Here is a 25,740-nt window from a genome sequence, read left to right as displayed (position 1 = left end):
ATGTACACGAACTGCCTGCTTGGGGCGTGCCTTGCCCTGCTCGTCGGCTGCGCCACGGTCAATGCGCCGCCGGCCCAGACCGCCTATGCCCGTGTCGAAGCCAACATCCCCGGCTGGGGCGCGATCGTTGATGTGCGCAGCGGCCAGCAGATCGATGCCGGGCAATTGCTCGACGTACTGGCGCAAGCCCCCACGGTGATGGTGGGGGAGACCCACGACAACGTGGCTCATCACCTGATCGAGCAGTGGCTGGCCACCGGCCTGGCCGAGCGGCGCCAGCAAGGCGCCGTGGTGCTCGAGATGCTCGATAGCGATCAGCAGCGCCCGGTTGGCGATGTGCAGGCGTGGCTGGGCGCAGGCAACCGCGTGCGGCTGGCGCGTCTGCGCAAGATCATGCAGTGGGATGAGCGCTGGAGCTGGGAGCAATACGGCCCGTTGATGCAGGCACTGATGCAGGCCCCGGCACCGGTGCTGGCCGGCAACCTGTCTTCCCGCGAACGCAAGCAGGTGGCAGCCGACGCGCCCGCGGATGCGGCCAGCCTGTTTCCGCAAGCGGCAATCGCCGAGGTGCAGCGTCAGCGCATCGTGCAGATGCACTGTGGCGAGATCGACCTGCCGCGACTGAACGCCATGCTCGCCATTCAGCACGGTCGCGACCGGCGCATGGCCCAGGTGCTCGACGCCGCGCCGGCCCCGCGCCTGTTGTTCGCCGGTGTGCTGCACACCCTCAAGTCCCAGGGCGCGCCCCAGTACCTCAGGCATGGCGCGCGCGATCCCGGTTTGAAGGTGCTGGTGCTGGGGGAGGAGGGCCAGGCCCCAGCCGTGCAGGATGCCGACTTCGTGTGGCTGTTGCCCAGCCAGGACGGCGACGGCGTTGCGCTTGCCCCGGCGGCTGCCAGCTGCGACGCACCCTTGCAGCCACCCCTTCACTGAACCTTTTCTGCTCACAAGGAATCCCCACATGCCTGCTATTACTGCCAGCGACCTCCGCCAACGCCTTGGGCATGACTGCCTCAGCCTCGCCCTGCCTGCCGCCGAAGTGGCGGCCCGGCTGTATCACCTTGGCCCGCTGAGGGTCATGACCCAGGCCAGTCATGCATTCCTCGACCAGGTGGGGCGCTTCCCACGGTCGGACGATGTTGCCCAGGTCGGTCTGGTGCTTGGCGAAGATGGCCTGGACCTGCGCCTGAACCTGCGCGCCTGGCACTGGCTGTGCCTCACCCGTGGCCAGGCCGCTGGTGATTTCGAGCTGCGGGTGTTCGACCGGCATGCCGCGCCGCTGTTGCGCTTGGCGTCGCTACCCGGCTCGAACCTGCAGGCGTGGGCCGAGCTGTATGCCCAGGGCAGCCTGGAGCACCCGCACTTCACACCGCGCGAGGCGCTGGTCAAAACTGATGTACAGGTCGCCGGGTTGGTCGACGACTGGGCAGCGATGGGGGATGTGCATGACCACTTCGCGCTGCTCAAGCGCCATGGCCTGACCCGCTATCAGGGCAACCAGGGCGTGGCCCCGCAGTTTGCCCGGCGTATCGGCAGCGCGGGCACTGCGGCGCTGCTCGGGCAACTGGCCGACAGCGGGCTGGAACTGATGGTCTTCATCTATAGCCCCGGCTCCACGCAGATCTACACCGGCAAGCTCGACGGCGCCACGCGGCAGGGCGACAGCCTGGTGTTCGACATGCCGGGTGATGGTGACGCCGCACCAACCCGTTTCGGCATACGTGACACCGTCGAAGCCGAAGCCTGGCGCGTGTACAAACCCAATGCCGTAGGCGGGGTCAACAGCCTGGAGATCTTCGATGCCGAGCAGCGCCTGATCGTGCAACTGTTCGGGCGTCGCCCTGCCGGGCAGCCCGAACAGCCAGCCTGGCGCGAGTTGCTCGATCGGTTGGAGGCGGGGCAATGAGCGCTCGGCTGCTGAGTGTGTGCCTGCTTCTTTTAATAGGTACAGCGCCCGTGCATGCCGATCAGGCCGACACATTGGTCATCGGCAACGACCTGGCCGAGATTGCCGCGCAGTTGCAGGCCACTTCGCGGTTGGTGGGGCGTGACGATTCCAGTCACTACCCACCCGAAGTGGCTCGCCTGCCGTCGGTGGGCTATCTGCGCCAGTTGTCGTCCGAAGGCATCCTGAGCCTGCATCCGCGGCGGGTGGTGCTCAGCGATGCGGCGCGTCCGGCCGTGGTGCTGCGCCAGCTGGATACCGTGGGCGTCGAGGTCATCGAAGTGCCCAGGGGCAAGCGCATCGCCGATATCCCGCGCAAGATAGAACAGGTGGCCAAGGCCTTCGACCGTGAAGCCCTGAGCCAGCCGCTGGTTGCAGAGCAGCAGCGTCTGGCCGCCGAGCTGGCTGCACTGGCGCCGCTCAAGGGCCCCAGGGCGCTGTTCATCTTCAATCGAGCGGGCATGATCCCGCTGATCATGGGGCGCGGCACCGAAGCCCATGCCGCACTGGAGCAGGCGGGCATCGAGAACTGCGCGCCGTTCAGTGCCTACAAGCAGGTGGCGGCCGAAGCGATGGTGTCGCTTGCACCGGATTTCGTGATCATCAGCCGCGCCGGGTTGCAGGCCCTGGGCGGCGAGGACAACCTGTGGAAGCTCGGCGGCCTGGCGCTGACCCCGGCCGGTCAGCACCGGCGCCTGGTGCAGGTGGACGATCAGGCGCTGCTCAACCTGGGCCCGCGCACCGTGGCGGCCATGCTGCAACTGCGCCGTGATGCCGGGGCGCTGTTCCCATGACGCGCTCGCACACCCGCTCATTGCCCACGCTGTTGCTGATGCTGGCCGGCCTGTGCGCCTTGCTGGCGCTGTGCTCGCTGGTGGGCAGCATCGGCCTGTCGCCGCGCATCCTGCTGGGCCATCTGCCCGCGCCGCTGGAATGGCAAGTGTGGAGCGAGGTACGCCTGCCGCGGCTGCTGCTGGCGGTGCTGGTGGGCTCGACCCTGGCAGCAGGCGGCACCGCCATGCAGGGGCTGTTTCGCAACCCGCTGGCCGACCCCACGCTGCTGGGCCAGGCCAGCGGTGCGGGGTTGGCGGTGTCGATCTGGATCGTGCTGTTCAATGGGCGTTTTGCCGGCCTGGAGCTGTATGGGCAGTTTCTGGCCGGGTTTGTCGGGGCGTTGCTGGTAACGCTGGTGATCTTCCGCATCGGGCGCGGCTACAAAGGTCGTGAATCGACCATCACCCTGCTGTTGGCCGGCCTGGTGATCAATACCCTGACCGGCGCGGTGGGCGGCATGCTGACCTTCATGGCCAGCGAAGAACAGTTGCGCCAATTGAGCCTGTGGGGCATGGGCAGCCTGGGCAGTGCCGAGTGGTCGACCCTGAGCGTAGCGCTGGTGGTGTTGCCGTTGACCTTGCTGGTGCTGGTGCGCAGCGCCGCCGACCTGGACCTGTTCCAGTTGGGTGAGGTGTCTGCCCATGCGGCGGGGCTCAATGCCGAGCGCCTGAAAAATCGCATTGTGCTGGCCTCCTCGCTGGGCGTGGGCCTGTGCGTCGCACTCACTGGCATCATCGGCTTCATCGGCCTGCTGGTGCCGCACTGCCTGCGCCTGTACTTCGGGCCGGGCCACCGTCTGCTGATTCCGGCCTCGATGCTGTGCGGGGCGATTCTGCTGCTGCTTGCCGACACCCTGGCGCGCAGCCTGGTCAGCCCTGCCGAGATTCCGGTCGGCCTGGTCACCAGCGTGATCGGCGGGCCGTACTTTCTCTGGTTGTTGCTGGGCCGCAAGGTCCGGGAGTTCTGAATGCTCGATCTTCTCGCTGTCGGCCTGCATCGGCCATTTGCCCTCAGCCCGGTCACCGAGGCCATACAGGGCGGCCAGCTACTGGGGCTGATCGGCCCCAACGGCGCAGGCAAAAGCACATTGTTGTCGCTGATCTCCGGCTATATCACGCCCGACTGCGGCGAAGTGCGGCTGCTCGATCAGCCGTTGAGCGCCTATTCACCGCGCCAGCTGGCGCGCAACCGTGCCCTGGTCACCCAGCACATGGACAGTGCGTTCGACTGGCAGGTCGGCGAATTCATCCAGCTGGGCCAGGGGCATGCGGGGTTGCCGTGCGCCGGCATCGTCGAGGCCATGGACATCACTCATCTGCTCGACCGCGGCGTGCTGTCGCTGTCGGGCGGCGAGTTGCAGCGGGTGACCATCGCCCGCGCGCTGAACCAGTTGGCCATCAGCCCTGCGGGCCCCACCGAGGGCCAGGCGCCGCGCCTGCTGCTGCTCGACGAGCCCACCAGCGCGCTGGATATCGGCCAGCAGCAGAATCTGATGCGCCTGTTGCGCCGGCTGGCCCGCGTGCCACATATCGCGGTGGTGTGCGTGCTGCATGATCTCAACCTGGCGGCGCGCTACTGCGACCGGCTGTGGCTGATGGAAAAGGGCCGGTTGTGCGCCAGCGGGACGCCCGCACAGGTACTGAATGCACATACCATCGAGACGGTGTTCGGGGCTCAGGTCAGTGTAACGGCGGGGCCCGGCCACGCGGTGGGCATCGAGCTGGCGTGCTGAATGGCCAGTTCCCTCAGCGGGCGCTGACCGTGACCCAGTAGCGTGAGCGCCGGTTGATGCTGACCGGCAGCGACTGGGTCAGCGCGTCGAGTACCGCATCGCTGTCGGCCAGCGGGTAGACCCCCGAGATGCGCAGGTCGGCCACTTCACTGGTGCAGCGCAACAGGCCGGGGCGATAGCGCGACAGTTCGGCAATGAAGTGCCCCAGGCGCATGTCGTCGGCCTCCAGTGCACCTACGCCCCATGAAGGCTCGCGGCCCACCCGGGTGCTGTCGTCGATGCGCATGGCAGTAAAGCGTGTGCGCTCACCGGCACTGAGCCGCTGTGGCGTGGTGTGCAGCGGGCTGAGTTTCAGCGCGCCTTCGAACAGTTGCACATCGGTGCGCTCGGGCTGCACCTGCACCACGAACCGGGTGCCCAGCGCGAGGACGCTGCCCTGGGCGGTCTTCACGCTGAAGGGGCGCTGCGCGTCATCATGCCCGGTACTGATCAGCAGCCGCCCACTGCGCAGGTGCAGGGTGCGCTGGGTGGGGGTGAAGTCCACCTCCACCGTGCTGTCGGCATCCAGGGTCAGCTGGCTGCCATCGGCCAGGGTAATGTGTCGAGGGGCGCTGGCGCCATTGTGGTAGGCCAGGCCCGCACCGCTGCGCCAGGGCTCGCGGTAGGCCAGGCCGCCGGTGCCGCCGGCCAGGGCAAGCAGCAGCAATGCCTTGACCACCCTCCGACGACTGCTGCCGCCGTGACTGAGGCTGCGGTAGCCGGCGGTGGGCTCCAGCCCGGCCAGGCGACCGCGCAGGCTTTCTATATGCAGCCAGGCGCGTTCGTTGTCCGGGTCGGCGGCGCGCCAGCGTGCAAAGGCCTGGGCCTGCTCGGGCGGCAGGTCGCCGTCCATCCACAGGGTCAGCCAGTGGGCAGCCTCACGGGTGGTGCGGGGCTTGAAGGCCGGTTGCGGTGTGCTCATGGCAGTTGCGCAAAAAAACAGTGCTGGTTGGCGCGCACCAGGTACAGCTTCACCGAGCGAGTGCTGACTTGCAGGCGCTCGGCGATCTCGGCGATTTTCAGACCCTGCAGGTGCGACAGCAGAAACGCTTCGCGGACCTTGGCCGGCAGTTCGTCGAGCAGCCTGTCCAGCAGGGTCAGGGCTTCAAGGGCCAGGGTGCGCACCTCGGGCGAGGGCTCCACGGCTTCGGGCAGGTTGGCCAGGGCTTCGAGATAGGCCTGCTCCACCAGTCGGCGCCGGTGTACGTTCGCCATCAGGCGCCGCGCCACGGTGGACAGGAACGAGCGCGGCTCGCGGATGCTGAACAGGTCCTTGGAGGCCAGGATGCTCAGGAACGTGTCCTGGGCCAGGTCAGCCGCCGACTCCGGGCAACCCATTCGGTTGCGCAGCCATTGGCGTAGCCAGCGATGGTGATCGGTGTACAGCGTCTGCAGGTACGCATGGGCGCTGGCAGGGGCGTGTGGGCTGGATTCCATCGAGTGCGATCGGTGCAGGGCTGATGAGGTTGCGGAGTATAACGAGATTATTTCTCAAATGATAATTGTTATTGTTAGTGAGTTGTGGCCGCCAAACCGGCTCCTGCAGGAGCCGGCATGGCCGGCGAAGGCAGCATCGCCGTCTACAGAGCAAAAATCCACGGCACCATCAGCACGCTCACAATCATCACCAGGATCGTGAACGGTACCCCCACCTTCACAAAGTCGGCGAAGCGATACTGCCCCGGCCCCAGCACCAGGGTGTTCACCGGCGACGACACCGGCGTCATGAATGCGGCGGATGCGGCCAGCGCCACGATCATGGCGAACGGGTAGGGCGATGCGCCCAGTTGCTGTGCGGTGGTGATCGCAACCGGCGCCATCAGTACCGCTGTTGCGGTGTTGGAAATGAACAGCCCGATCAGCGCCGTGATCGCAAACAGCGTGGCGAGGATCACGTAGGGCCCGGCACCGCCCAGCACGCCCACCAGGCCGTCAACCGCCAGGGCGATGCCTCCGGTTTTCTGCAACGCCAGGGCAAAGGGCAGCATGCCCACGATCAGTATCAGGCTCTGCCAGTGGATCGCCCGGTAGGCGCTCTCCATGTCGATGCAGCGGCTGGCGCCCATCAGCAGGCAGCCGATCAGCGCGGCGATCACGTTGGGCACCAGGCCACTGATCATCAGGCCCACCATCACCGCCAGGCTGATCAGCGCATAAGGCGCCTGATTCAGGGCCGGGGCCACGTTGTCCACTTCCGCCGGCAGGCTCAGCACCAGAAAGTCCCGCGGTTGCGTCTGCAGCTGGCGAATCGCCTTCCAGGTGCCGATCACCAGCAGGGTGTCGCCCAGCTTGAGCTTTTCTTCCACCAGTTGCTCGTCGATGGCCGCCTGGTCGCGACGCAGGCCCACCACGTTCAGCCCCCAGCGGCTGCGGAACGTCAGCTCCAGCAGGTTCTTGCCGATCAACTGCGAGCCCGGTGGCAGCGCCACTTCGGCCATGCCCACTTCGCGCGACTGGTCGATGAAGTAGGCGGCCTTGAAGTGCAGAGGCTCCAGGCGCATGGTCTGGCACAGGCTGCGCAGGTCGTCCTTGGGCGAGAACAGGTCAAGCAGCAGCACGTCGCCTTCGTGCACCAGGGTACTGGAGTCGGGGCTGATCACGCGGGTGCTGAACTTGTGCTGGCGCTCGATGCCGACCACGTTGGCACCGTGCTCGGTGCGCAGCTTCAGCTCGCTCAGGCTGTGGCCGATCAGCGGCGAATGGGGCCTGACCCGCAGGCGTCGTTCACGCCCGGCCAGCTTGTAGTCGATGATCAGGTCGAGCAGGGTGCGGCGGGTTTCGGTGCTGCCGTCCTTGCGCGTCGCGCTGCCCAGCCAGTTGCGCGTCAGCAGCATGTAGCCCACCCCCAGCACCAGGATCACCAGGCCGAAAGGGGTGAAGCTGAAAAAGCTGAAACCGGTTTCCCCGTGGCGTACCAGCTCGCTGTGCACCACCACGTTGGGGGGCGTGGCCACCAGGCTGAGCATGCCGCTGATCAGCCCGGCGAAGGCCAGTGGCATCATCAGGCGGCTGGGCGACACCTTCATGCGTGCGGCGATGCTCAGCACTACCGGGATGAAGATCGCCACCACGCCGGTCGAACTCATCACCGAGCCCAGGCCTGCCACCGACACCATCAGCAGCACGATCAGGCGAGTTTCGCTGTTGCCGGCGCGTTCGGCCATCCACTCGCCGATGCGGTAGGCGATACCGGTGCGCACCAGCCCTTCGCCGATCACGAACAGCGCGGCAATCAGCACCACGTTGGGGTCGCTGAAGCCGGCCAGGGCTTCCTGCACGCTCAGGATGCCGAGCAGGGGAAGGGCGACGATCACCAGCAGCGCCACCACGTCCATGCGCGGGCGATTGATGACAAACAGCGCGACGGCGCTGAACAGCAGGCCAAGGACCCAGAACAATTCGTGATTCATGCAGGTATCCGAAAAGAAGACGCCGGTGAGTCTGGCAGAAACCGGGCGGCCGTTTGTTGATTTGCTGCAGCGCTTGGGTGGCACAGGGCCAGATGTTAAGGTGCGCGGCATTCTGCTGTTCACCTGTCGCCGATGTCACCCTGGCTAGTGACAAATAAGCCAAAGCTGATAGATTTCAGGCGGTTGAAGCAGTGGCCGGGTTATCGGCCGCAGGAAGGAATGCACCATGATTGCAAAAGAATCACGCCAGGCGGTCGCGCTAGAGCGGTTTGCCCAGGCAAACCCGCAGTTGCTCGAAGAGATAGCCGGGCTCAATGCCCACGAGCAACAGCAGCAGATCCAGTGGGCGTTCGATGACCAGGCGCAGGAGCGTGGCCTTCAATCCTGGGAGTTGACCCTGGAGTTGATTGCCGAGTCGCCCGAACAACTGCGCGAGATGCGTCTTGAAGTGCACCGCGAAGTGGCCGAGGCATTGGGCCTGAGCTGGCAGGAATACTGCGAGTTCAACGAAATTGAAGATGCTGCGCCCTGAGGCGCGGTAGTGTGTTGAAAAGTTTCTGTTCCATAGCCTCCACTGGGCATCGGGATGCCCGCCGGTCAGGCCGCAACGCCTTCAACGGCGGGTTCCGGCGCCCGGGCAAGAGGCTTCGGGGCAGTTGTGCGAAATTCAAATGTGCCGCGGCCTGTTCTCCTTGATTTGAACGGGGTGACTTCTGGTGTTTGAGTCACTAGAATGCTTGCCCTTGATTCTGGAGTCGGTATCGCCGGCTAACGTCTGTGCAACGAGGAATATCCATGCAAGTTTCTGTTGAAAATACTTCCGCTCTCGAGCGCCGCATGAGCGTCACCGTGCCGGCTGAGCGTATCGAGAGCCAGGTCAACAAGCGTCTGCAGCAGACCGCCCAAAAGGCCAAGATCGCTGGCTTCCGTCCAGGCAAAGTTCCAATGAGCGAAATCAAGCGCCGTTTCGGTGCTGACGCTCGCCAGGAAGCAGTAGGCGATGTGATCCAGTCCTCCTTCTACGAAGCCGTGGTCGAGCAGAAGCTGAACCCGGCCGGTTCGCCGTCGATCGAGCCGAAGTCGCTCGAAGCGGGCAAGGACCTGGAATACGTTGCCGTCTTCGAAGTGTTCCCTGAGTTCACCGTTGCCGGTTTCGAGTCGATCAACGTCGAGCGCCTGAGCGCCGAAGTGGCTGACGCCGACCTGGACAACATGCTGGAAGTGCTGCGCAAGCAGAACGTTCGCTTTGAAGCGACCGATCGTGCTGCCCAGAACGAAGACCAGCTGAACATCGATTTCGTCGGCAAGGTCGACGGTGAAGTGTTCGCCGGTGGTTCGGCCCAGGGCACCCAGCTGGTGCTGGGTTCCGGCCGCATGATCCCAGGCTTCGAAGAAGGTCTGGTCGGCGCCAAGGCCGGTGAAGAGCGCGTTCTGAACCTGACCTTCCCCGAGGACTATCAGAACCTGGACCTGGCTGGCAAAGCCGCCGAGTTCACCGTTACCGTCAACAGCGTTTCCGAGCCAAAACTGCCTGAGCTGACCGAAGAGTTCTTCGCCCAGTTCGGCATCAAGGAAACCGGCATCGAAGGCTTCCGCACCGAAGTTCGCAAGAACATGGAGCGTGAACTGCGCCAGGCCATCAAGACCAAGGTCAAGAACCAGGTAATGGACGGCCTGCTGGCTGCCAACCCGATCGAAGTGCCAAAGGCCCTGCTGGAAAACGAAGTGAACCGTCTGCGCGTGCAGGCCGTTCAGCAGTTCGGTGGCAACATCAAGCCTGAGCAACTGCCGGCCGAGCTGTTCGAAGAGCAAGCCAAGCGCCGCGTCGTGCTGGGCCTGATCGTCGCCGAAGTGGTCAAGCAGTTCGACCTCAAGCCAGACGAAGACCGCGTTCGCGAAATGATCCAGGAAATGGCCTCGGCCTACCAGGAGCCTGAGCAAGTCGTGGCCTGGTACTACAAGAACGACCAGCAGCTGAACGAAGTCCGTTCGGTTGTGCTGGAAGAACAAGTTGTGGATACTGTTCTGCAGAAAGCGACTGTGACCGACAAATCGGTCTCTTACGAAGAAGCTGTCAAGCCGGTGCAGGCACCTGCCGCTGACTGATTTCCTTCTCTTGTAGGAAAACACCACAAGCCAGCCTTCGAGCTGGCTTGTGCGTATTCAAGACATGACTATTTGGGAGTGAGTGCAGGACATGTCCCGCAATTCTTATTATCAGCAGAGCTCTGACATCCAGGCCGCAGGCGGCCTGGTCCCGATGGTTATCGAGCAATCCGCTCGTGGCGAACGCGCCTATGACATCTACTCGCGCCTGTTGAAGGAGCGGGTGATCTTTCTGGTCGGCCCGGTAGAGGACTACATGGCCAACCTGATCGCAGCGCAATTGCTGTTCCTTGAAGCGGAAAACCCGGACAAGGACATCCATCTCTACATCAACTCGCCGGGTGGTTCGGTGACAGCAGGCATGTCGATCTACGACACCATGCAGTTCATCAAGCCCGACGTTTCCACCACCTGCATCGGCCAGGCGTGCTCCATGGGCGCGTTCCTGCTGGCTGCCGGTGCCCATGGCAAGCGTTTCTGCCTGCCGAACTCGCGGGTGATGATTCACCAGCCGCTGGGTGGCTTCCAGGGTCAGGCCTCGGATATCGAGATCCACGCCAAGGAAATCCTGCAGATCCGTTCGCGTCTGAACGAGCTGCTGGCCCATCACACCGGGCAGGACCTCGAAACCATCGAGCGTGACACCAACCGCGACAACTTCATGAGCGCCGAGCGTGCTGCCGAATACGGCCTGATCGACTCGGTGCTCCACAAGCGGCCTGTTTGATAGGCAGCCAAACGGGTGGCCGGGCCTTCCCGCCACCTGTGGACTTGAAAAAGCCCGCAATTGCCTTCATCTTGTGTTGCAAGCCTACCGGATTGGATCGATCGAATGACTGACACCCGTAACGGCGAGGACAACGGCAAATTGCTCTATTGCTCCTTCTGCGGCAAAAGCCAGCATGAAGTACGCAAGTTGATTGCCGGCCCCTCGGTCTTTATCTGCGACGAGTGCGTCGACCTGTGCAACGACATCATCCGTGAGGAGGTGCAGGAAGCCCAGGCCGAGAGCAGCGCGCATAAATTGCCTTCGCCGAAAGAAATCAGCGGCATCCTGGACCAGTACGTCATTGGTCAGGAGCGCGCGAAAAAAGTCTTGGCCGTAGCGGTGTACAACCACTACAAGCGCCTGAACCAACGTGACAAGAAGAACGACGATGTCGAGCTCGGCAAGAGCAACATCCTGCTGATCGGACCGACGGGCTCGGGTAAGACCCTGCTCGCCGAAACCCTCGCGCGTCTGTTGAATGTGCCGTTCACCATTGCCGATGCCACCACGCTGACCGAAGCGGGTTATGTCGGTGAAGATGTCGAGAACATCATTCAGAAACTGCTGCAGAAGTGCGACTACGACGTGGAAAAGGCCCAGATGGGCATTGTCTACATCGACGAAATCGACAAGATCTCGCGCAAGTCGGACAACCCGTCCATCACCCGTGACGTTTCGGGCGAAGGCGTGCAGCAGGCATTGCTCAAGCTGATCGAGGGCACGGTTGCCTCGGTACCACCGCAAGGTGGCCGCAAGCACCCGCAGCAGGAGTTCCTGCAGGTCGATACGCGCAACATCCTGTTCATTTGCGGCGGTGCGTTCTCGGGCCTCGAAAAGGTCATCCAGAACCGTTCCACCCGCGGTGGCATCGGCTTTGGTGCGGAAGTTCGCAGCAAGGAAGAAGGCAAGAAGGTTGGCGAGTCGCTGCGTGAAGTCGAGCCGGACGATCTGGTCAAGTTTGGCCTGATTCCCGAGTTCGTCGGTCGTCTGCCGGTACTGGCAACCCTCGACGAGCTCGACGAGGCTGCACTGATGCAGATCCTCACCGAGCCGAAGAACGCCTTGACCAAGCAATACGGCAAGCTGTTCGAGATGGAAGGCGTCGACCTGGAGTTCCGCAGCGATGCGCTCAAGTCGGTGGCCCGCAAGGCACTGGAGCGCAAGACCGGTGCCCGTGGCCTGCGTTCGATTCTCGAAGGCATCCTGCTCGACACCATGTACGAGATTCCTTCGCAGAAGGATGTCAGCAAGGTGGTGATCGACGAGAGCGTCATTGATGGCTCGTCCAAGCCGCTGTTGATCTACGAGAACAGCGAGCCGCAAGCCAAGGCTGCACCCGACGCCTGAGTCGGGTGACGGCAGCAAACCAGCAAGGGGCCTACGGGCCCCTTTGCTTTTCCTGTCGCAGAGCTTGTTTTTTTGCGGGCCTGCCCCCACATTAAGTCCATGCTCAAATTTCCATCGGATTACGGCCATAAGGCCGCTGTAGAGGCGAAATCATGAAGACAACCCTCGACTTGCCTCTTTTGCCATTGCGCGATGTCGTCGTTTACCCGCACATGGTCATCCCGCTGTTCGTGGGGCGTGAAAAGTCCATCGAGGCCCTCGAGGCCGCGATGACGGGCGAGAAGCAGATCCTCCTGCTGGCCCAGAAGAATCCAGCTGATGACGATCCAGGTGAAGATGCCCTGTACCGTGTCGGCACCATCGCAACCGTACTGCAACTGCTCAAACTGCCCGATGGCACCGTCAAGGTGCTGGTCGAGGGCGAGCAGCGCGGTGCGGTTGAGCGCTTTGTCGAAGTCGACGGGCATATTCGCGCCGATGTGGCGCTGATCGACGAAGTCGAGGCCGCCGATCGCGAGTCCGAAGTCTTCGTGCGCAGCCTGCTGTCGCAATTCGAACAGTATGTGCAGCTGGGCAAGAAGGTCCCCGCTGAAGTCCTCTCGTCGCTCAACAGCATCGACGAGCCGGGCCGCCTGGTCGACACCATGGCCGCCCACATGGCCCTGAAGATCGAGCAGAAGCAGGAAATTCTCGAAATCATCGACCTGGGCGCCCGGGTCGAGCACGTCCTGGCCTTGCTGGATGCCGAAATCGACCTGTTGCAGGTCGAGAAGCGCATCCGTGGTCGGGTCAAGAAGCAGATGGAGCGCAGCCAGCGCGAGTACTACCTGAATGAGCAGATGAAGGCCATTCAGAAAGAGCTCGGCGACAGCGACGAAGGCCACAACGAAGTCGAAGAGCTGAAAAAGCGCCTCGACGCTGCCGGCCTGCCCAAGGATGCCTACGCCAAGGCCCAGGCCGAGCTGAACAAGCTCAAGCAGATGTCGCCGATGTCGGCTGAAGCCACCGTGGTGCGCTCGTACCTCGACTGGCTGGTGCAGGTGCCGTGGAAGGCGCAGAGCAAGGTGCGCCTTGACCTGGCCAAGGCCGAAGAGATCCTGGATGCCGACCACTATGGCCTGGACGAGGTCAAGGAACGCATCCTCGAATACCTCGCCGTGCAAAAGCGCGTGAAGAAGATCCGCGGCCCGGTACTGTGCCTGGTCGGCCCGCCGGGTGTGGGCAAGACCTCCCTGGCCGAATCCATTGCCAGCGCCACCAATCGCAAGTTCGTGCGCATGGCCCTGGGTGGCGTGCGTGACGAGGCAGAAATTCGCGGTCACCGCCGTACCTACATCGGTTCGATGCCAGGTCGCCTGATCCAGAAGATGACCAAGGTGGGTGTGCGCAACCCGTTGTTCCTGCTCGATGAAATCGACAAGATGGGCAGCGACATGCGTGGCGACCCGGCCTCGGCACTGCTCGAAGTGCTCGACCCCGAGCAGAACCACAACTTCAACGATCACTATCTGGAGGTCGATTACGACCTGTCGGACGTGATGTTCCTGTGCACCTCCAACTCGATGAATATCCCGCCGGCGCTGCTCGACCGGATGGAAGTGATTCGTCTGCCGGGGTACACCGAAGACGAGAAGATCAACATTGCGGTCAAGTACCTCTCGCCCAAGCAGATCAAGGCCAACGGCCTGAAGAAGGGCGAGCTGGAGATCGACACTGCCGCCATCCGCGACATCATCCGCTACTACACTCGCGAAGCCGGTGTGCGGGGCCTGGAGCGCCAGATCGCCAAGATCTGCCGCAAGGTCGTCAAGGAACATGCCGGGCTCAAGCAGGTGGCCGTCAAGGTCGATGGTGACAACCTCGAGCATTACCTGGGCGTTCGCAAGTTCCGCTACGGCCTGGCCGAGCAGCAGGACCAGGTAGGGCAGGTAACCGGCCTGGCGTGGACCCAGGTGGGCGGCGAGCTGCTGACCATCGAGGCCGCGGTGATTCCGGGCAAGGGTCAACTGATCAAGACCGGTTCGCTGGGCGATGTGATGGTCGAGTCGATCACTGCCGCGCAGACCGTGGTGCGCAGCCGTGCACGCAGCCTGGGGATCCCGGCCGACTTCCACGAGAAGCGCGACACCCACATTCACATGCCGGAAGGGGCTACCCCCAAGGACGGCCCGAGCGCTGGCATCGGCATGTGCACTGCACTGGTGTCGGCCCTGACCGGGATTCCGGTGCGCGCCGATGTGGCCATGACCGGGGAAATCACCCTGCGTGGCCAGGTGCTGGCCATTGGCGGTTTGAAGGAAAAACTGCTGGCAGCACACCGCGGCGGGATCAAGACCGTGATCATTCCAGAAGAGAATGTGCGCGACCTGAAGGAAATTCCTGACAATATTAAACAGGATCTTCAGATTAAACCTGTCAAATGGATTGACGAAGTCCTCCAAATTGCGCTGCAATACGCCCCGGAGCCCTTGCCAGATGTGGCTCCCGAGATTGTCGCCAAGGATGAAAAGCGCGACAGCGATTCCAAGGAACGAATCAGTACCCATTAGTACGTATTTGGCTGGGGGGCCTCCACGACGTTAATTCGGGCCCTTGTTATAAAGCGGCGCCCACTTGTCGGTGGGCCACCCGGCAATCGTTTTGCTTTTCATTACATACTTAGAAACAAACTCAAATAGAGATAAGGGGACTTAGAGTGAACAAGTCGGAACTGATTGACGCTATTGCCGCATCTGCTGATATCCCGAAAGCTGCTGCCGGCCGTGCGCTGGACGCAGTCATCGAATCCGTCACCGGCGCCCTGAAAGCCGGTGATTCCGTGGTGCTGGTCGGTTTCGGTACCTTCTCGGTAACCGATCGTCCTGCCCGTACCGGTCGCAACCCGCAAACCGGCAAGACTCTGGAAATTCCTGCTGCCAAGAAGCCAGGCTTCAAGGCCGGCAAAGCACTGAAAGAAGCCGTCAACTAAGGCGTCTCTTTCAGGCTTCGCCTAACCGGGTCGGGTTTCGCCTGGCCTGGTAGCGCAGCACGGGGAATCGCAAAAACAGATTCCCGTGTGCTTCGCCAGTTACGAGAAGGCGCATCCTCGGATGCGCCTTTCTTCTATCAGGACTCTACCCACGCTCCGCGGTTGTTTATTTAGTACGGCCGTTTCTGGGGGACGCATGCTTCAAAATATCAGGGACAATTCACAAGGTTGGATTGCCAAGACCATCATCGGTGTCATCGTGGCCTTGATGGCGCTGACCGGCTTCGATGCCATCTTCCAGGCCACCACCCATAGCCAGGACGCTGCCAAGGTCAATGGCGACACCATCAGCCAGAATGAGCTGAGCCAGGCTGTCGACATGCAACGTCGGCAACTGATGCAACAGCTGGGCAAGGATTTCGACGCCTCCCTGCTGGATGAAAAAATGCTGCGTGAAGCAGCACTCAAGGGCCTCATCGAGCGCAAGCTGCTGCTCCAGGGCGCCAAGGATGCCAAGTTCAGCTTCTCCGAAGCCGCGCTTGACCAGGTCATCCTGCAAACGCCGGAGTTCCAGGTTGACGGCAAGTTCAGCCCCGAGCGTTTCGACCAGGTGATTCGTCAGCTGGGCTACGGTCGCCTGCAGTTCCGCGACATGCTGGCGCAGGAAATGCTGATCGGCCAACTGCGTGCTGGCCTGGCCGGCAGCGGTTTTGTTACCGATTCGCAGGTCGAGGCATTTGCCCGCCTGGAGAAGCAGACCCGTGATTTCGCTTCGCTGACCTTCAAGGCCGACCCGGCCGCGGTCAAGGTCACCGACGAAGAGATCAAGGCGCACTACGACGAGCACGCCAAGGAGTTCATGAGCCCCGATCAGGTGGTCATCGACTACATTGAGCTGAAGAAGGCCGCGTTCTTCGACCAGGTCAAGGTCGACGACGAGGCGCTCCAGGCGCTGTACCAGAAGGAAATCGCCAACCTGGCCGAGCAGCGTCATGCCGCGCACATCCTCATCGAAGTCAACGACAAGCTTGACGATGCCCAGGCCAAGGCCCGCATCGAAGAGATCAAGCAGCGTCTGGACAAAGGCGAAGACTTTGCCAAGCTGGCCAAGGAGTTCTCCCAGGACCCGGGCTCTGCCGCCACGGGTGGTGACCTGGGCTATGCCGGCCAGGGCGTCTACGACCCGGCCTTCGAAGAGGCGCTGTATGCGCTGAACAAGGGCCAGGTATCGGCGCCGGTGCGTACCGACTTCGGTTGGCACCTGATCAAGCTGCTGGATGTGCAGGCACCTGAAGTGCCGACCTTCGCCAGCCTGAAAGACAAGCTGACCCGCGAGCTCAAGACCCAGCAGGTCGAACAGCGCTTCGTCGAAGTGACCAAGCAGCTGGAGGACTCGGCGTTCGAAGCCTCCGACCTGGCCCAGCCGGCCCAGGAGCTTGGCCTGAAGCTGAACACTTCGGCGCCGTTCGGCCGTGAAGGTGGCGATGGCATCACGGCCAACCGTGCGGTGATCCAGGCGGCGTTCAGCCCGGAAGTGCTGGAAGAGGGTGCCAACAGCACCGCCATCGAGCTGGACCCGGAGACGGTCGTGGTCATCCGTGTCAAGGAGCACCGCAAGCCTGAGCAACTGCCGCTGGAAGTGGTGAGCGACAGCATTCGCAAGCACCTGGCCAGGGAGCACGCCAGTGCGGCGGCCAAGGCCAAGGGCGAGGCGCTGATCGCCGGCCTGCGCGACGGCAAGGTCGAACTGGCAGCCAGCCAGGAAGGTCAGAGCTGGAAGGTCCAGGAAGCGGTCACACGCAACCAGGAGGCCATCGACCCGGCCGAGCTGCAGGCGGTGTTCCGCATGAGCAAGCCGCAAGCCAAGGACAAGCCGACCTTCGGTAGCGTCACCTTGAACGACGGCAGCTTTGTGGTCCTGCGCCTGAACGGCGTCAACGAAGGTGCTGCGGCAAGTGACGAAGAGAAGGCGGCCTACCGTCGCTTCCTGGCGTCGCGTGCTGGCCAGCAGGACTTCGCTGCGTACCGCAAGCAGTTGGAAGAGAAGGCGGACATCACCCGTTACTGAGTGATGCTGCTGTAAACGGAAAGGGCCGCTGATGCGGCCCTTTCTGTTTTTGTGTTGGTTGTACGGGGGCGTTCGCCGGCAAGGCCGGCTCCTACAGGGATCGCAACCTCTTCAGGAGCCGGCCTTGCCGGCGAATGGCCGGATCCCGGACAAAAGAAAAGGCCGCATCAGCGGCCTTTTCCCATCCTGCCAACCTTACTCGGTAAGGTCGCCCATGGCGGTAGTGTTGAAGCCACCGTCCACGTACATGATTTCACCGCTCACGCCCGACGCCAGGTCCGAGCAGAGGAACGCGCCGGCGTTGCCGACTTCGTCGATGGTGACGTTGCGACGCAGCGGGGTCTGCGCTTCGTTGGCGTCCAGCATCTTGCGGAAGTTCTTGATACCCGAGGCTGCCAGGGTACGGATCGGGCCGGCCGAAACGGCGTTCACACGAGTGCCTTCCGGGCCCAGGCTGCGCGCCAGGTAGCGCACGCCGGCTTCCAGGCTGGCCTTGGCCATGCCCATCACGTTGTAGTTGGGCATGGTGCGCTCGGCGCCCAGGTACGACAGGGTCAGCAGGCTGCCATTGCGGCCCTTCATCATGTCGCGACCGGCCTTGGCCAGGGCCACGAAGCTGTAGGCGCTGATGTCGTGGGCAATGCGGAAGCCATCACGGGTGGTGGCCTGGGTGAAGTCGCCGTCGAGCTGGTCGCCCGGCGCGAAGCCTACGGAGTGCACGATGCAGTCCAGGCCGTCCCACTTCTTGCTCAGTTCTTCGAAGACCTTGGCGATTTCTTCATCGCTGGCAACGTCACAGGGGAAGCACAGCTCAGGGCTGGAGCCCCAGCCAGCGGCGAACTCTTCGACGCGGCCCTTGAGCTTTTCGTTCTGGTAGGTGAAGGCAAGTTCTGCACCCTCGCGATGCATGGCGGCAGCGATGCCGGATGCGATGGACAGTTTGCTTGCGACACCGACGATCAGTACGCGCTTACCGGCGAGAAAACCCATGTGTTGTTCCTCTTCAGGTTAATCGACAGCTGTGGGGGCCAAAAAGGCGGCTTCCAGCAGCTGCTGTGTATAGGGATGTTGCGGGGCGCTGAAAATACCCGTAGCCGGACCTTGTTCCACCACCTTGCCCTGCTTGACCACCATCAACTGGTGGCTGAGCGCCTTGACCACCGCCAGGTCATGGCTGATGAACAAGTAGGTCAGGTTGTACTTGGTCTGCAGCGTACGCAGCAGTTCCACCACCTGGCGCTGAACGGTCCGGTCGAGCGCCGAAGTGGGCTCGTCCAGCAGTATCAGCGCCGGTTTCAATACCAGTGCCCGGGCAATGGCAATACGTTGTCGCTGGCCACCGGAGAACTCGTGAGGGTAGCGGTGCCGGGTTTGCGGATCCAGTCCTACTTCCTCTAGCGCCTCCATGATCGCCTGTTCCTGCTCTGCCTCCGTGCCAATCCGATGAATGCGCAGGCCCTCTCCGACGATATCGCTCACGCTCATGCGCGGGCTCAGGCTGCCGAAGGGGTCCTGGAACACCACCTGCATCTGGCGGCGCAACGGCCGCACCTGTTGCTGGGTCAGGCCGTCCAGCGCCTGGCCTTCAAAGCGTATCGCGCCCTGGCTGCCGATCAACCGCAGGATCGCCAGGCCCAGGGTAGACTTGCCGGAACCACTCTCGCCCACGATGCCCAGGGTCTGGCCCTGGGGCAGGCTGAAGTTGATGCCGTCCACCGCCTTGACGTGGTCCACGGTCTTGCGCAGCAGGCCCTTCTTGATCGGGAACCACACGCGCAGGTCCTCGACCTCGAGCAGCGGCGGGCCCACCGGGTTGTCGGCAGGCTTGCCGCTGGGCTCGGCACCGAGCAGCATTTGCGTGTACGGATGCTGCGGGGCACGGAACAATTCGTCACACGACGCCTGTTCGACGATGCAACCGCGCTGCATGACACATACGCGGTGGGCAATTCTTTTCACCAGGTTCAAATCGTGACTGATCAGTAGCAGCGCCATGCCCAGGCGCGCCTGCAGGTCCTTCAGCAATTCGAGGATTTTCAGCTGCACGGTGACGTCCAGCGCGGTGGTCGGTTCGTCGGCGATCAGCAGCTCCGGCTCGTTGGCCAGGGCCATGGCGATCATCACCCGCTGGCGTTGACCGCCCGACAGCTCGTGGGGCAGGGCCTTGAGGCGCTTGACCGGGTCGGGAATGCCCACCAGTTCCAGCAGCTCCAGGGTGCGCTCGGTGGCCGCCTTCCCGCGCAGGCCCTTGTGCAGCATGAGAATCTCGTTGATCTGCTTCTCGATGTTGTGCAGCGGGTTGAGCGAGGTCATCGGCTCCTGGAAGATCATCGCGATGCGGTTGCCGCGAATGCGCCGCATCTGTTTTTCTTCCAGCTTGAGCAGGTCCTGGCCTTCGTAGGTGATGCTGCCGCTGGGGTGGCGGGCCAGCGGGTAGGGCAGCAGGCGCAGGATGGAGTGCGCGGTCACCGACTTGCCCGAGCCGCTTTCGCCCACCAGTGCCAATGTCTCGCCACGACGGATGTCGAAGCTGATGCCTTCGACCACGCGTTGCTGCTGCGCCCCGGTGACGAACTCCACCGACAGGTCGCGCACTTCGATCAAGGTGTCGTTGCTCATCTCATTTCCTCGGGTCGAAGGCATCGCGGGCGGACTCGCCGATGAACACCAGCAGGCTGAGCATCAGTGCCAGTACCGCGAAGGCGCTCATGCCCAGCCACGGCGCCTGCAGGTTGGACTTGCCCTGGGCTACCAGTTCGCCCAGCGACGGCGCGCCCGGTGGCAGGCCGAAGCCGAGAAAGTCCAGCGCCGTGAGGGTGCCGATGGCGCCGGTCAGGATGAACGGCAAAAAGGTCATGGTCGAGACCATCGCGTTGGGCAGGATGTGCCGGTACATGATCGCGCCGTTCTGCATGCCCAGCGCCCGCGCCGCGCGCACGTATTCCAGGTTGCGCCCGCGCAGGAACTCGGCGCGCACCACGTCCACCAGGCTCATCCACGAGAACAGCAGCATGATGCCCAGCAGCCACCAGAAGTTGGGCTGCACGAAACTGGCCAGGATGATCAGCAGGTACAGCACCGGCAACCCCGACCAGATCTCCAGAAAGCGCTGCCCGGCCAGGTCGACCCAGCCGCCATAGAAGCCCTGCAGGGCGCCTGCGATCACCCCGATGATGGAGCTGAACACCGTCAGCGTCAGGGCGAACAGCACCGAGATGCGAAAACCGTAGATCACCCGCGCCAGCACGTCGCGGCCCTGGTCGTCGGTGCCCAGCAGGTTCTGCGCCGAGGGCGGGGCCGGGGCGGGCACCTTCAGGTCGTAGTTGATGCTCTGGTAGCTGAACGGGATCGGTGCCCACAGCACCCAGCTGTCCTTGGCTGCCAGCAACTCGCGGATGTACGGGCTCTTGTAGTTGGCCTCCAGCGGGAACTCGCCGCCGAAGGTGGTCTCGGGGTAGCGCTTGAGGGCGGGGAAGTACCATTCGCCGTCGTAACGCACCGCCAGCGGCTTGTCGTTGGCGATCAGCTCGGCGCCCAGGCTCAGCCCGAACAGGATCAGGAACAGCCACAGCGACCACCAGCCTCGGCGGTTGGCCTTGAAGCGTTCGAAGCGGCGGCGGTTGAGAGGGGATAGGGTCATCTCAGTGCTCCCGGCTGTCGAAGTCGATACGCGGATCGACAAGGGTGTAGGTCAGGTCACCGATCAGCTTCACCACCAGGCCCAGCAGGGTGAAGATGAACAGCGTGCCGAACACCACCGGGTAGTCGCGGTTGATGGCCGCCTCGAAGCTCATCAGGCCCAGGCCGTCGAGGGAGAAGATCACCTCCACCAGCAGCGAGCCGGTGAAGAAGATGCCGATGAATGCCGAGGGGAAGCCCGCGATCACCAGCAGCATCGCGTTGCGAAACACGTGCCCGTAAAGCACCCGGTTGGGGCTCAGGCCCTTGGCCTTGGCGGTGATCACATACTGCTTGTTGATCTCGTCGAGGAAGCTGTTCTTGGTCAGCAGGGTCATGGTGGCGAAGTTGCCGATCACCAGCGCGGTCACCGGCAGGGTCAGGTGCCAGAAGTAATCGAGGATCTTGCCCGTGGTGCTCAGTTCATCGAAGTTGTTCGAGGTGAGCCCGCGCAAGGGGAACCAGTCCAGGTAGCTGCCGCCGGCAAACAGCACGATCAGCAGGATGGCGAACAGGAATGCCGGGATCGCATAGCCGACGATGATGGCCGAGCTGGTCCACACGTCGAAGTGGCTGCCGTGCCGGGTAGCCTTGGCGATGCCCAGGGGGATCGACACCAGGTACATGATCAGCGTGCTCCACAGCCCCAGCGAGATCGACACCGGCATCTTCTCGGCAATCAGGTCGATGACCTTGGCGTCGCGGAAGAAGCTGTCGCCGAAATCCAGCCGGGCGTAGTTCTTGATCATGATCCACAGGCGTTCCGGCGCCGGCTTGTCGAAGCCGTACATGCGCTCGATTTCCTTGACCAGGGCAGGGTCCAGGCCCTGGGCGCCACGGTAGTTGGAGCCGGCCACGGATACTTCCGAACCGCCACCGGCGATGCGGCTGGTGGCGCCGTCGAAGCCCTCGAGCTTGGCGATCATCTGTTCCACCGGGCCGCCGGGCGCGGCCTGGATGATCACGAAGTTGATGATCAGGATACCCAGCAGGGTGGGGATGATCAGCAACAGGCGGCGAAAGATATAGGCCAGCATGTCAAGGTGCCTCGCCCGCTGGGGCAGCATCGGCTGGGGCGGCGTCTGCGGCCCCCGGCACCACCGGTTTCACGTCCGGCTTGATCCACCAGGTGTTGATGCCGATGTCGTACTTGGGCGGCGTGGCCGGGTGGCCGATATGGTTCCAGTACGCCACGCGCCAGGTCTTGATGTGCCAGTTGGGCACCACGTAGTAGCCCCATTGCAGCACGCGGTCCAGGGCACGGGTGTGTTCGATCAGGCTCTGGCGCGAGTCGGCATTGATCAGGCCGTCCACCAGGGTGTCCACGGCCGGGTCCTTGAGGCCCATGAAATTGCGGCTGCCGGGCTTGTCGGCGCTGGCGCTCTGCCAGAACTCGCGTTGCTCGTTGCCCGGCGAGTTGGATTGCGGGAAGCCGCCCACGATCATGTCGAAGTCGCGCGAGCGCAGGCGGTTGATGTATTCCGATACGTCCACCCGGCGAATGTTCAGCTCGATGCCCAGGTCGGCCAGGTTGCGCTTGTAGGGCAGCAGGATGCGCTCGAACTCGGTCTGGGCGAGCAGAAACTCGATCACCACCGGCTTGCCCTGGGCATCCACCATCTTGTCGTCCTGGATGCGCCAGCCGGCTTCCTGCAGCAGCTTGTAGGCCTGGCGTTGCTGCTCGCGGATCATGCCGCTGCCATCGGTGACCGGGTTCTTGAACGCTTCGGTGAACACCTTGTCGGGGATCTGCCCGCGCAGCGGTTCCAGCAGTTTCAGTTCGGCCGCATCCGGCAGGCCGCTGGCCGCCATGTCGGAGTTTTCGAAGTAGCTGGTGGTGCGGGTGTAGGCGCCATTGAACAGCTGCTTGTTGGTCCACTCGAAGTCCAGCAGCAGGCTCAGTGCCTCACGCACGCGCACGTCCTGGAAGATCGGGCGGCGCAGGTTGAACACGAAGCCCTGCATGCCGGTCGGGTTGCCGTTGGCGATCTCTTCGCGGATCAGGCGGTTCTGGCGAACTGCCGGGATGTTGTAGGCGGTGGCCCAGTTCTTGGCGCTGACCTCCAGCCAGTAGTCGAACTGGCCGGCCTTGAGCGCCTCGAGCGCCACGGTGTTGTCGCGGTAGTAGTCGACGCGAATGGTGTCGAAATTGTAGAAGCCGCGGTTGATCGGCAGGTCCTTGCCCCAGTAGTCGGGGTCGCGCACGTAGCGGACCGAGCGCCCGGCCTTGACCTCGGCGACCTTGTACGGCCCGCTGCCCAGGGGGATCTCCAGGTTGCCTTTGGTGAAGTCGCGGTTGGCCCACCAGTGCTTGGGCAGCACCGGCAACTGGCCGAGGATCAGCGGCAGTTCACGGTTGCCCTTGTGCTTGAACTTGAACAGCACACGCAGCGGGTCTTCGGCGATCACTTCGTCGACGTCGGCATAGTAGGCGCGGTAAAGCGGTGCGCCGCTGGTGACCAGGGTGTTGAAGGTGAACACGACGTCTTCGGCACGAACCGGATGGCCATCCTGAAAGCGCGCCTCGGGGCGCAGGTAGAAGCGCACCCAGCTGTTGTCGGGGGCTTTTTCGATCTGCCTGGCCAGCAGCCCGTATTCGGTGAATGGCTCATCGAGGCTGTTGCGCGCCAGGGTGTCGTATACCAGATCGATGTTGTCGGCCGGCACGCCCTTGTTGATGAAGGGGTTGAGGCTGTCGAAGCTGCCGGAGCCGTTGACGCGAAAGGTGCCGCCCTTGGGCGCGTCGGGGTTCACATAGTCGAAATGCTTGAAGTTGGCCGGGTACTTGGGCGCTTCGTCGTAGAGGGTCACTGCATGTTGCGGGGCGGCCAGGGCCTGAAGGCTCAGGCTGGCCAGCAGCAGGCCGCCTGCGATCAGGCGCAGGCACGGCAATGGCATCATTGGGCGTTCTCCGTGGGCTTGAGCCACCAGCTGTTCAGCCCCAGGGTGTAGGGCGGCGTGGCGACAAAGGCAAACCGGTTGCGGTAGGCCAGGCGGTGATAGTCGAGATACCAGTTGGGAACCATGTAGTGCTGCCATAGCAGCACTCGATCGAGGGCGCGCGCCGCAGCCACCTGGTCGTCGCGGCTCTGTGCATTGAGCAGGGACTCTAGCAGGTGGTCGACCACCGGGCTCTTCACACCCGCGTAATTCTTGCTGCCTTTGGTGGCGGCCTGGCTGGAATGAAAATACAGCCACTGCTCAAGGCCCGGGCTCAGGGTCTGGTTCAGGGTCATCAGAATCATGTCGAAATCAAATTGGTCCAGCCGTTGTTTGTACTGGGCCCGGTCTACCGTGCGCAAGCGCGCGTCGATACCGATGCTGGCAAGATTTTCGACATAAGGTTGCAGGATCCGCTCCAGGTTCGGGTTCACCAGCAGAATTTCCAGCTTCAGCGGCTGCCCGTTGCTGTTGAGCAGGCGCTGGCCGCTGAGCTTCCAGCCTGCCTGGCCGAGCAGGCTGAGGGCCTGGCGCAGGGTATCGCGGTCGATACCGCGCCCGTTGGTCTTGCCCACGCTGTAGGGCTGGGTGAACAGGGCGGCAGGCAGTTGGTCGCGGTACGGCGCCAGCAGCAGCCACTCCTTGCCCACCGGCAGGCCGGTGGCGCTGAACTCGCTGTTGGGGTAGTAGCTGCTGGCGCGCTTGTAGGCGCTGCTGAACAGGGTGCGGTTGGTCCATTCGAAGTCCAGCATCAGGCCCAGCGCCTGGCGCACGCGGTCGTCGCTGAAGGCGGCGCGCCGGCTGTTCATGAACAACCCCTGGGTCTGGGTCGGGATCTGGTGGGCGATCTGCGCCTGGATCACCTGGCCACGACGCACAGCGGGGAAGTTGTAGCCGGTGGCCCAGTTCTTGGCCTGGTGCTCGATGTAGACATCGAATTCACCCGCCTTGAATGCCTCGAAGGCCACATCGCTGTCGCGGTAGAACTCGAACTCGACGCGGTCGAAGTTGTACTTGCCGCGGTTGACTGCCAGGTCCTTGCCCCAGTAGTCCTTGACCCGCTCGAACACCAGGCTTCGACCTGGCTGTACCTGGGTGATGCGGTACGGGCCGCTGCCCAGTGGCGGTTCAAAGGTAGTGGCCTTGAAATCGCGGCCTTTCCAGTAATGCTGGGGCAGCACCGGCATTTCGCCCAGGCGCAAGATCAGCAGCGGGTTGCCGGCACGCTTGAACACGAAGCGGATGCGCTTGGGGTTGAGGATGTCGACTCGCTGCACTTCCTGCAGGTTGGTGCGGTAGAGCGGGTGGCCTTCCTTGAGCAGGGTGCGGTAGGAGAACGCCACGTCGGCGGCGGTGATCGGCCGGCCATCGTGAAAGCGTGCCTCGGGACGCAGGTTGAACACCACCCAGCTGCGGTCTTCGCTGTACTCCACCGAACGGGCGATCAGCCCGTAGCTGGAGGTGGCTTCATCGCCGGAGGGGTCGCGCTGGCCGGTGCCCACCATCAGGGTCTCGTTCAGCTCGTTCACCCCGTACTGCAGGAAGTTGGGCGTGGTGACCGGGCTTGAGCCCTTGAAGGTATAGGGGTTGAGGGTATCGAACGTGCCGAATGCCATGGCGCGCAAGGTGCCGCCTTTGGGCGCTTGCGGGTTTACCCAATCGAAATGGGTGAATTTGGCTGGGTACTTGAGCGTGCCGAACTGGGCGTAACCGTGACTTTCGCTGATGGTCGCGCCCGCGGGAAAGCTCAAGGCCAGGCTGAATGACAGCAACAGGAGGGGACGTATCAAGTCGGCGATCCGATCCGGGCTTGGGCTTTATTCCGGCTACAGTAACAGCTTGTATCGGCAGGAAAAAGAGCAGCCCCGGAGATCGCCGGGGCCGCGGCCAGGCAGGCCTGGCCC

21 protein-coding genes are annotated in these 25,740 nt (G+C 63.2%); 12 read left to right on the top strand and 9 right to left on the bottom strand.

Annotation, left to right across the window (positions count from 1 at the left end; genetic code table 11):
* The 5 genes from N0B28_RS17485 to N0B28_RS17465 are packed head-to-tail and all read left to right on the top strand — an operon-like array spanning window position 1 to window position 4,511.
* The gene (locus N0B28_RS17485) at window positions 1-933 is read left to right on the top strand and encodes a ChaN family lipoprotein (RefSeq protein WP_058541311.1); all 933 of its coding nucleotides are present in this window, start codon (window positions 1-3) and stop codon (window positions 931-933) included.
* A 28-nt stretch (window positions 934-961) separates the two neighbouring features.
* A complete protein-coding gene (locus N0B28_RS17480; RefSeq protein ID WP_058541310.1) occupies window positions 962-1,906 on the top strand; it encodes a ChuX/HutX family heme-like substrate-binding protein in 945 nt (314 codons plus the stop codon).
* A 50-nt stretch (window positions 1,907-1,956) separates the two neighbouring features.
* Window positions 1,957-2,739: an ABC transporter substrate-binding protein gene (locus tag N0B28_RS17475; RefSeq protein ID WP_058541309.1), complete on the top strand. Its 783-nt coding sequence runs from the start codon at window positions 1,957-1,959 to the stop codon at window positions 2,737-2,739.
* A complete protein-coding gene (locus N0B28_RS17470; RefSeq protein WP_054915286.1) occupies window positions 2,736-3,746 on the top strand; it encodes an iron ABC transporter permease in 1,011 nt (336 codons plus the stop codon). The genes N0B28_RS17475 and N0B28_RS17470 overlap by 4 nt, the downstream gene beginning before the upstream one ends.
* Window positions 3,747-4,511, top strand: a complete 765-nt coding sequence (locus tag N0B28_RS17465; RefSeq protein ID WP_058541308.1) for an ATP-binding cassette domain-containing protein — start codon at window positions 3,747-3,749, stop codon at window positions 4,509-4,511.
* Window positions 4,512-4,524: 13 nt separating this feature from the next.
* Here the strand turns inward: N0B28_RS17465 and N0B28_RS17460 are convergent, their stop codons facing one another.
* The 3 genes from N0B28_RS17460 to N0B28_RS17450 form a co-directional block, all read right to left on the bottom strand.
* Window positions 4,525-5,472 (bottom strand): FecR domain-containing protein, encoded by a 948-nt coding sequence (locus N0B28_RS17460; protein ID WP_058541307.1) that lies wholly within the window; start codon window positions 5,470-5,472, stop codon window positions 4,525-4,527.
* Window positions 5,469-5,987, bottom strand: coding sequence for a sigma-70 family RNA polymerase sigma factor (locus tag N0B28_RS17455; RefSeq protein ID WP_043864497.1), 519 nt, complete (start codon window positions 5,985-5,987; stop codon window positions 5,469-5,471). The genes N0B28_RS17460 and N0B28_RS17455 overlap by 4 nt, the downstream gene beginning before the upstream one ends.
* Before the next feature lie 143 nt (window positions 5,988-6,130).
* The gene (locus N0B28_RS17450) at window positions 6,131-7,960 is read right to left on the bottom strand and encodes an SLC13 family permease (protein WP_058541306.1); all 1,830 of its coding nucleotides are present in this window, start codon (window positions 7,958-7,960) and stop codon (window positions 6,131-6,133) included.
* 226 nt (window positions 7,961-8,186) lie between these two features.
* On the opposite strand from N0B28_RS17450, the gene N0B28_RS17445 reads away from it, so the two are divergent.
* The 7 genes from N0B28_RS17445 (at window position 8,187) to N0B28_RS17415 (ending at window position 17,218) form a co-directional block, all read left to right on the top strand.
* Window positions 8,187-8,492: a DUF6388 family protein gene (locus N0B28_RS17445; RefSeq protein WP_043864495.1), complete on the top strand. Its 306-nt coding sequence runs from the start codon at window positions 8,187-8,189 to the stop codon at window positions 8,490-8,492.
* Window positions 8,493-8,755: 263 nt separating this feature from the next.
* Window positions 8,756-10,066, top strand: coding sequence for a trigger factor (gene tig, locus N0B28_RS17440; RefSeq protein ID WP_043864494.1), 1,311 nt, complete (start codon window positions 8,756-8,758; stop codon window positions 10,064-10,066).
* Window positions 10,067-10,157: 91 nt separating this feature from the next.
* A complete protein-coding gene (clpP, locus tag N0B28_RS17435) occupies window positions 10,158-10,793 on the top strand; it encodes an ATP-dependent Clp endopeptidase proteolytic subunit ClpP (protein ID WP_043864493.1) in 636 nt (211 codons plus the stop codon).
* 105 nt (window positions 10,794-10,898) lie between these two features.
* On the top strand, window positions 10,899-12,182 hold the full coding sequence (clpX, locus tag N0B28_RS17430) for an ATP-dependent Clp protease ATP-binding subunit ClpX (RefSeq protein WP_043864492.1): 1,284 nt from the start codon (window positions 10,899-10,901) through the stop codon (window positions 12,180-12,182).
* Window positions 12,183-12,334: 152 nt separating this feature from the next.
* Window positions 12,335-14,731 carry an endopeptidase La gene (gene lon, locus N0B28_RS17425; protein WP_043864491.1) on the top strand — a complete coding sequence of 799 codons (2,397 nt, stop codon included), beginning with the start codon at window positions 12,335-12,337 and terminating at the stop codon, window positions 14,729-14,731.
* Window positions 14,732-14,877: 146 nt separating this feature from the next.
* Entirely contained in the window at window positions 14,878-15,150 is a 273-nt protein-coding gene (locus N0B28_RS17420) for an HU family DNA-binding protein (RefSeq protein WP_003183171.1), read from the top strand.
* A gap of 196 nt (window positions 15,151-15,346) precedes the next feature.
* Window positions 15,347-17,218 (top strand): SurA N-terminal domain-containing protein, encoded by a 1,872-nt coding sequence (locus N0B28_RS17415; RefSeq protein ID WP_054915281.1) that lies wholly within the window; start codon window positions 15,347-15,349, stop codon window positions 17,216-17,218.
* Between the two features lie 195 nt (window positions 17,219-17,413).
* Here N0B28_RS17415 and fabI read toward each other — a convergent pair whose 3' ends face one another.
* From fabI to N0B28_RS17385, 6 genes are read right to left on the bottom strand one after another with little or no spacing between them, the layout of a single operon-like run.
* Window positions 17,414-18,208: an enoyl-ACP reductase FabI gene (gene fabI / locus N0B28_RS17410; RefSeq protein ID WP_043864489.1), complete on the bottom strand. Its 795-nt coding sequence runs from the start codon at window positions 18,206-18,208 to the stop codon at window positions 17,414-17,416.
* 18 nt (window positions 18,209-18,226) lie between these two features.
* Window positions 18,227-19,837, bottom strand: coding sequence for an ABC transporter ATP-binding protein (locus N0B28_RS17405; RefSeq protein WP_043864488.1), 1,611 nt, complete (start codon window positions 19,835-19,837; stop codon window positions 18,227-18,229).
* Window position 19,838: 1 nt separating this feature from the next.
* The gene (locus N0B28_RS17400) at window positions 19,839-20,858 is read right to left on the bottom strand and encodes an ABC transporter permease (protein ID WP_043864487.1); all 1,020 of its coding nucleotides are present in this window, start codon (window positions 20,856-20,858) and stop codon (window positions 19,839-19,841) included.
* A 1-nt stretch (window position 20,859) separates the two neighbouring features.
* The gene (locus N0B28_RS17395; protein ID WP_043864486.1) at window positions 20,860-21,933 is read right to left on the bottom strand and encodes a microcin C ABC transporter permease YejB; all 1,074 of its coding nucleotides are present in this window, start codon (window positions 21,931-21,933) and stop codon (window positions 20,860-20,862) included.
* 1 nt (window position 21,934) lies between these two features.
* Window positions 21,935-23,797: an extracellular solute-binding protein gene (locus N0B28_RS17390; RefSeq protein ID WP_088515226.1), complete on the bottom strand. Its 1,863-nt coding sequence runs from the start codon at window positions 23,795-23,797 to the stop codon at window positions 21,935-21,937.
* Window positions 23,794-25,626, bottom strand: coding sequence for an extracellular solute-binding protein (locus N0B28_RS17385; protein WP_210015099.1), 1,833 nt, complete (start codon window positions 25,624-25,626; stop codon window positions 23,794-23,796). Before N0B28_RS17385 ends, N0B28_RS17390 begins: the two co-directional genes overlap by 4 nt.
* Window positions 25,627-25,740: the final 114 nt, after the last annotated feature.

Origin of the sequence: Pseudomonas sp. SD17-1, from assembly GCF_029201585.1 — a bacterium.
Classification (GTDB): domain Bacteria; phylum Pseudomonadota; class Gammaproteobacteria; order Pseudomonadales; family Pseudomonadaceae; genus Aquipseudomonas; species Aquipseudomonas palmensis.
Note: the sequence above shows the minus strand (reverse complement) of the source record. Positions and strands in the feature narration are given on the sequence as shown.